Source organism: uncultured Algibacter sp. (assembly GCF_905480415.1).
Taxonomy (GTDB): domain Bacteria; phylum Bacteroidota; class Bacteroidia; order Flavobacteriales; family Flavobacteriaceae; genus Algibacter_B.
In genome coordinates this window covers 1-6,764 of sequence record NZ_CAJQQI010000008.1, presented here as the reverse complement: position 1 = coordinate 6,764, position 6,764 = coordinate 1, and the positions used below count along the sequence as shown (strand labels likewise).

Genomic DNA, 6,764 nt, shown 5'->3' with positions numbered 1-6,764 from the left:
TAACTATTTTTACATCGCTAAGTTTCTTTTCAGCAAGTTCTACTGCATTTAATAAGGCTGCTGACGAAATAATAGCCGTACCATGTTGGTCATCGTGCATTACTGGAATATCCAACTCTTCCTTTAAACGTCTTTCAATTTCAAAAGCTTCAGGAGCTTTAATATCTTCTAGGTTAATCCCACCAAAAGTAGGTGCAATCATTTTTACTGTTTGAATAAATTCTTCAACATTTTCTGTATCGACTTCAATATCAAACACATCAATATCCGCGAAAATCTTGAATAACAAACCTTTACCTTCCATAACCGGTTTTGAAGCTTCAGGACCAATATTTCCTAAACCTAAAACAGCAGTTCCATTAGAAATTACAGCTACTAAATTTCCTTTAGCAGTATATTTATAGGACGCATCTTTATCTTTTTCAATTTCTAAACAAGGCGCAGCAACACCAGGAGAATATGCTAAAGACAAGTCTCTTTGACTAGCATATTTCTTTGTTGGAACAACTTCTATTTTTCCTGGAGTTGGTTTTGCGTGGTATATAAGGGCCTCTCTTCGTTTACTTTCTTCGCTCATAAGAATGATTAGTTAACTAAACCAACAAAGATAATAATCCTATTAAAGGATACACCTAATCTTTTAAAAAATTGATGTTTCTTTTTAATGTATCAATCAGGCCGTCTAGAAAGATAAAATTTTATTTATACCTGCTTCTGAATAAGTAATTGAGAAGTTGCATGTTCTAAGATTTGCATTAAGATGCGCGAAATCATTTTGATTAATCCACTTGATATCAATTTCTTTATCTGAAGTTTCATTAATCCTTATTGTTCCTGAAAAGGCTGTAGATGTATTTCTAAATCTAATTAATTCAAGCTGACTTAGAACACTATGTTTTTTCAGTCCTGCTTCAATATCTTCCATAGTTAAAGTAGTTCTGTTTATTTCTTTATGTCCTGCATTCCCTCCTCTATCGGCAGCTTCATAATCATTCTTTCCAGCAAAAACATCTAAATACCAAACTTGTGGAATCCCAGGCATAAATATTTGAATGGCTCTCGCTAATAATAGTTTTTGTTCATCTTCGCCTAATGCACTAAAAAAAGTGGCATTAACCTGATAATAAGATATTTTTTTTCCTGAAGGATCGTAAAGATTTTTTACTCGACCACCACGCTCCATGATTTTACTCATGACATCTTCAATCTCATTATCTTCCAATAAACCTTTATTATAACACCCTTTTACTTCTTTACCTTTTAAATCTAGCACAGGAATACCATCATGACACCCTAACATATTTACAGTTTTGTATCCTTTACTAACAATTTCTTTAGCCCATGTAATTAGGGCCTTACTGTTAGCATTTTCTAAAGTATGAATCGTTAATCCTGGTAAGAAAAAATCATAAAAATAGTATCCTTTATCTGCAACCTCATCGTGCAAATGCAAACCATATTCAGCATGGATTTCTGGTAAAAGCATTAAATTATTTTTTTGAGCAATTTTCCTAATGCGCTCTAAATAATCCCAAGTTCCAGGTTTGTTGAAAAAATTTGATTGACCAATTTCTTTATGCAAATACGCAAAAGCATCTAGTCGTAAAATTTTACATCCAAAATCACTTACCTTTTGCAAGGTTTCTTCATAAAAATCCCAAACTAATTCAGAATTAGCATTTACATCCATTTGGCCCAAATAAGACTTATTGTTATTAACAACTTGGATAATCTCATTCCTTAAGTGATTGCTATCTCCAAAATCTAATGTTTCTATGGTTTCATTGTTTTGAGTGGCTGAATTGATTCTCCTACAAATCAATTCAGCTTTATCCAGAGTTAATTCCTTAACTCCACTCAAATCAACAACACTTAATTTATTATATATAATTTTTTGGTAAAATGTATTCCAATATGGCTTTTCAGATCCATCTGGAAAAACAACCTTCAATATTGGAAGCCCAGACTTTCTCATAAATAATTTATTAAGAAATTCTTCTTTAGGAATAATTATTCCATCATCTCCCATCTTTCCATTTCCTTCCCAAAATGCATTCCAATCAATAAAAAAGTCTTTATATTTTGATTGATCACCGTGTTTTAATAAATCTTTAAATTGAGGAGATGCTACTGATAAATGATTTAAAACGATATCGAATTTTAGATCAATGTTTAGCTCTTCAAGTGCTTTTAGATCATCTTTTGATACTAACTCATCATTTAGGTTATAATCTATTACCGAAAACCCTCTATCTAAATCACTGTTAAAAAAAGTAGGTAAAACATAGAATAATGAAAACACACCTTTAAACTCTGGCTTTTTAAGCACTTTAATAATATCGCTTAAATTACGACCTATACTATCGGGGTATGCATTAAGCATTACACCATTCGAAATAGCTTTTTTAGATACATTATTATCATTCATAGTTATAAGACTATTGAAGCTCAGATAGCATGTCTATGTTATCGGGTAATCTACCTACGTTTTGTAGTTTTAATGCAGCAAGTTGTAATGCCACTTCTAAGCATTCTCTCATAGGTTTTTTCTTAGTATAAGCAAACAAAAACCCTGACCAAAAGGCATCACCAGCTCCAGTTGTATCCATTACCTTTTCAATTTTAATTGCAGGTAATTGAATTATGTCTTCCCCTTTTTGAGATAATTTTACGCCTTTACTTCCAAGTGTTAAACAAATCGTTTCAACGCCTTCAGAATGGAAAAAATCAAATATCTCTCGATGTGGAAGATTTTCTCCAAAAAGCCTAAACATATCATCTTCACTAATTTTCACTAACGGATTGAATTTACAGTAAGCCTTGATAACTTTCAGTGCATCAATTTTACTATCCCAAATTTTATCAGAATAATTAAAGTCAATACTAAGTTTACAACCTAAATTAAAAGCTTCTTCAGCTTTCTTTAAAATAGTTGTTTGCGCTGGATTTTTACTTAAAGCAAAACATGTGGTATGAAAGATTTTAGTTCTTTGTAATAACCCACTTGCTATTTGATCTTCCGTTATAAAACTATCGGCTTCTCTAAAAGGAATAAATTCAGGAGTATCTTCTGATCTTGATATAAAAATGACACTAGTTGGTTTGTTTTCAATTGTATTTATATAGCATGTAATAACGCCCTCCTCTTCTAATTTTTTAAAAATATATTTCCCAAAACCATCATTACCAACTGTAGATACAATCACTGCTTTTAATCCTAATCGCGCAGAATTCATGGCTACATTTGTAGGCGAACCACCCAAATATCTATGGTAATCTCTTGTGTTTTTAATTTGCACACCTGATTGATGGCCAATAAAATCTACAAGCACTTCTCCAACAGATAAAATATCAATTATATTATTTTTCAAGAGTACTAATTAAATATTCTTTAAACAAATAGTTGTTTTATGTCCTAAATCTACAATCCGTGTTTTACACTTATTAAATATTTAATAAAAAACACCTGTTTTTTTAAACGAAAACGTTTTAGTAAATCTCTATTTAGGCTAAAATCTAAGTGATATCTCCTCTTCTGAGTTTCAAGATAGCAATTAATAAAGCAAAACCTGTTAATACTAACAATGCTAAAAAGCTTATTTTTAAATTATATGTATTTGATATATAACCTAAAACAACAGGCCCTAATAAAAATCCAGAAAAACCAATTCCAGAAACAATTGAAATACCTACTGATGCTTTTACGCCTTTAGCTTTTCCCGCCATTCTAAATAGTTCTGGAATAATAACAGAAAGCCCTAAGCCAACAATTGCAAAACCTAAAACAGTAATGATTAATTGACTTACTAGAATACATAAATACCCTATACTCGCCAAAACACATCCTAATAAAATTATTTTTATTGAGCCTATTTTTGCACTAATACCATCTCCAAAAAAGCGTCCAATAGTCATCATTACCGAAAAAACAATGAAGCCTAAACCTGCCAGATTTTGTTTGGTGATTTTCACCACTTCTAGAAGGTAAAGACTACTCCAGTGTTCAATAGCTCCCTCACTACTCATAATTACAAAAGCAATAAAGGCGATGGCTATTAATGGTCTTATCTTTTTTAAAGAATACGTGTTTGTTTCTTTTGAATGCTGCTCCTCTGAAATAGAAAAATAATACTTTGTTAACACTAGATTTATAAGTATAATAAAAACAGAAATTGTAAGCATATGATAAACTGGCAGGTTAAATATTGGCATTAAAATACTGCCTAAAGTAGCTCCTAGAACACCTCCTAAACTAAAAAAACCATGTGCAGCAGACATTATATTAACTTTATCTTTCTTTTCGATTTCTGAAACTAAAGCATTCATCGCTATATCTGTTATTCCTGAAAAAACACCAACTATAAATAATGAAACACATAAAAAAACATAATTGGGCATTAACACCGGAAATATAAATGCTAAAGCAAAAAGCACTATCGCAAAAAATGTTAAGCGCCCCAATCGAATTTTTTTACTTAAATAAGGAACTAAGGGGAGAAAAGTCAAAATTCCTGCGGCTACACAAAATAATGCAAAGCCAATTTGAGAGTCATCTAAAGTCAATTTAGATTTTACATAGGGAATGTATAAAACCCAAGTTCCAACAATAAAATTTAAAGAACTAAACACCCATACAGCTGAAAAGTATTTGATATTTGTTAAAATCAATTTTAATGAATTCATCTATAATAAAGAATCTAAAAATGAGTTTCTTGAAGCTATATTTTTAATTTTTATGAACTATTCTTTTTTCAACTCCAATACCAGAAATTTTTAACGAATTCCATTTTTTTGGCAATTGAGTTTTTAATTCTGTAATTCCTTTTTCGTTGATATCTAACCCTCCAAAACCAAATAAAACAGATTGTAACATTCCACCAGCTCCAGTTGCAAAATAAGGATTGGTGCCTCCTGCAGTTTCTGCTAACACACCAAAAGGCTCTAATTCATTAGGATTATAGCTTTTAATAAAAAGTTCATAGGCTTTTTCTGTCTTATTCATTCTTGAGTATAAAACAGATAAAATAGCACTTCCCATTGCAGGTCCTGTTGGAGATAAACGTGGTTCATAATATTTTAAATCTTTTAAAATATCTTTTGGATTATCAACTATTTTTAATGGAAAAGATAAAAGATTTACATCTGTTTGTTTGATTTCTATACCTGTATAAGTTTCATTTTCTTTTGTAGTTCCATCAGCAAATTTTAAAATAGGAATATTTTTAGCCACATGTCTCCAATCAGAATTTGGTGTTTTATTTAATTTTTCGGCAGCTAAAGAAGCATATTCTAAAACAGTTTTTACCATTCCGTTTGTAAATGCGTTGTTGTCTATGTTTTCTTCCCATTCATTAGCACCAATTACATTTTTAATTTCATATTTATTTACCCCATTTCTTTCAACTCTACTTGCCCAAAAATCGGCAACTTCTTTTAACACAGGATATCCTCTAGACGCTAACCAATCTAAATCTTGAGTTACTTCAAAATATTTCCAAAAAGCCCAACCAACAGTTGCAGTAATATGTTGTTGAAAAGGCCCTGTTAAAGCCCAAACAGGTGTGTCTTCAGACCCATCTTCCGCAGATTCCCAAGGAAACATTACACCATCATAACCATGTGCAAAAGCATTTTGCTTGGCAGCTTCTAATCGAACAAATCTATATTCTAATAATGATTTTGCAATTTCTGGTTGCAAGACCAGAAGCGGAGGAAACATCCACAATTCAGTGTCCCAAAAAACGTGTCCATTATATCCTAAACCAGATAATCCCATAGGAGATAATGAGTATGCAGTACCTTTTCTTGCAAAAGAATATAAATGATACATAGCTGACCTAACAGCTCTTTGAGATGTTAAATCACCATTAATTTCTATATCACTTTTCCATAAATTACCCCAAGCTTTTTCATGTGCAGACTCTAAACGTTCAATGCCTTCTAGCTTTGCAAAAATGGTTAATCTTTCTACTTCATTTTGTGGATCATTATTATGCACAGAAGACATAGTACTTCCCACCAATGCAAATCTATAAGTTTCTCCTGCTTTAAGTTTTATTTTAAATTTCATTAAATGCATGTTATAATCCCAATCTTCATGAATAATATTAGGTTCATACCCATGTTTTTCTGGAAAAATAAATGAAGTTGACGTAGCTACTTTCTTTTTCCCAGGGCTTAAAGCAACCGAAGTCATTAAGGGAATTAATACATGTGGCCTATCAATTTCTGAATATAAATTACGAACATCTGAAAGATGGTCGGGTGCAGAAATATAATTTATAGGTGTAATCTCTACATCTTTATGTGCTTTTATTTCAATTATACTCATTGCATTAAAAGGCAAATTTCTAAGAGACATATTTTGATGTTGAATTGTAATTTTATCACCAACATCAAAAGTTGTATTTAATTTAGCCTTTTTCATATCCAAAGTCTGCTTATAATTGGAAATGTTTTTTCTGTCTATTCTACTACCATCTACCTCTAAGTGCATGTTCATATGGCTAAATGTTTTTAGAATATTACTGACTCTTCCTCTTTGATAATAATCATACACACCATTTAAAATAACTTCACTAACTTTTAATGGCTCTGCTGATGAGACCATGCCTACCATTCCATTGGCAACTGTAATTCCGTAATAATTATTTGGATCAATATTGTTGGCCTCTATATGCCAAGGAGAGTTTGAAAAATCTTGAGATTGTAAACAAAGTGATACTGATAAACTTAAAAAAAGCAAAAAATGCTTCATGATTATT

4 protein-coding genes and 1 pseudogene are annotated in these 6,764 nt (G+C 31.3%); all 5 read right to left on the bottom strand.

What is annotated here, in order from left to right:
* Window positions 1-577, bottom strand: a pseudogene (locus tag QZ260_RS00795) (NADP-dependent malic enzyme); the annotation flags it as partial.
* 105 nt (window positions 578-682) lie between these two features.
* Window positions 683-2,428 (bottom strand): glycosidase, encoded by a 1,746-nt coding sequence (locus QZ260_RS00790; protein WP_295981655.1) that lies wholly within the window; start codon window positions 2,426-2,428, stop codon window positions 683-685.
* A 10-nt stretch (window positions 2,429-2,438) separates the two neighbouring features.
* Complete coding sequence (locus tag QZ260_RS00785) at window positions 2,439-3,371, bottom strand: sugar kinase (RefSeq protein WP_295981652.1); 933 nt, start codon at window positions 3,369-3,371, stop codon at window positions 2,439-2,441.
* 145 nt (window positions 3,372-3,516) lie between these two features.
* Window positions 3,517-4,683: an MFS transporter gene (locus tag QZ260_RS00780; protein ID WP_295981650.1), complete on the bottom strand. Its 1,167-nt coding sequence runs from the start codon at window positions 4,681-4,683 to the stop codon at window positions 3,517-3,519.
* 43 nt (window positions 4,684-4,726) lie between these two features.
* The coding region (locus tag QZ260_RS00775; protein ID WP_365968961.1) for a glycoside hydrolase family 65 protein at window positions 4,727-6,764 on the bottom strand (2,038 nt) is incomplete at its 5' end.

Excerpts from the sequence above, each read along its gene's own strand:
- QZ260_RS00780 (WP_295981650.1), bottom strand. The coding sequence starts at position 4,683 with ATGAATTCATTAAAATTGATTTTAACAAATATCAAATACTTTTCAGCT.
- QZ260_RS00790 (WP_295981655.1), bottom strand. The coding sequence starts at position 2,428 with ATGAATGATAATAATGTATCTAAAAAAGCTATTTCGAATGGTGTAATG.